We start from the raw sequence: 1,073 nt of genomic DNA, 5'->3' as shown, positions 1-1,073 counted from the left end.
CTCCCCGACTTTTACGGCATGCAGCTTACCGATCATGAACTCTTCCGAGATAGGCTGCCGCAAGCCACGAGCGGCGTCTACACCAGCATCAGTGGCCTTCATATGCGCCCCGTGATCATTGGGTATGCCGCGATAGAAGACTTCCCGTTGGTAGTGGGCGTGTCGCTCGACAGGGCCGAGGCGCTGGCCCGGTGGTGGCAGCTGGTTTGGGTCGTCGTGCTTACAGGCACCTTGATCGTCTTGCTGACACTGTTCCTACGCTCAATACTGGTGCGGCGAACCTTGGAACGGCAGGTTGCGCGGCAAGAGGCGTTGATGAATGAAAAGGTCCAGACCATTGGCTTCATGACGAGTGGGGTCGCCCACGACTTCAAAAACTTGCTGGCGGTGATGCGCTCGGGCACCCGGATGCTGCGGCGGCAGAACGCTGACGAAACTGTGTTGGCGGCCATCGACGACGCTACAGACCGCGGTATAGCTCTGACAACGGACCTTCTGAATTTTGCCAAGGACCACGAACTCCGGGCTGTGCAGGTTCGGCTCGATCAGCAGATCGAGCGTCTCTCGAGCTTACTTCGGCGAGCCACCGGTCCTGGGGTGGAGTTGCGGCTGGACCTTGATGCAGCGGACGCGGCGGTCGAGGTGAGCCTCGCTCAATTCGACTCCACGTTGGTGAACCTGTGCGTCAACGCCTCGCACGCGATGCCCAAGGGCGGTCTGCTGCGCATCGCCACGGCACGCGTGCCCATGCACGGGCACGAAAGGCTACGCGACGGCGAATACGCCCAGATCGCTGTCGAGGACACAGGCGTCGGCATCCCTGCGGAGGTGCAGAAAAGGCTCTTCGCTCCCTTCGCGTCGACGAAGGGCCGCAACGGATCGGGCCTGGGTCTGTTTCAGGCGCGCCGTTTTGCCGAAGACGCAGGAGGAATCATAACGCTCAGCAGCACCGTGGACGAGGGGACACAGATCGTGATCCTGTTGCCGCTGGTCGAGGACAGGGGGCGGGGCGGACCGCCTGCCTGAGGGACGTTGCCTCGTGGACTGTCAGCATCGTGGCCACCCAGTGATCG

General features: G+C 62.3%; 1 protein-coding gene. It reads left to right on the top strand.

The annotated features are described in order from the left end of the window. Positions 1 to 1,026: ATP-binding protein (locus DR046_RS22960; RefSeq protein ID WP_245191069.1), on the top strand; the 1,026-nt coding region annotated here is incomplete at its 5' end. Positions 1,027 to 1,073: the final 47 nt, after the last annotated feature.

This window comes from Jannaschia formosa (assembly GCF_003340555.1).
In the GTDB taxonomy this organism is placed as follows: Bacteria; Pseudomonadota; Alphaproteobacteria; order Rhodobacterales; family Rhodobacteraceae; genus Jannaschia; species Jannaschia formosa.
Note: the sequence above shows the minus strand (reverse complement) of the source record. Positions and strands in the feature narration are given on the sequence as shown.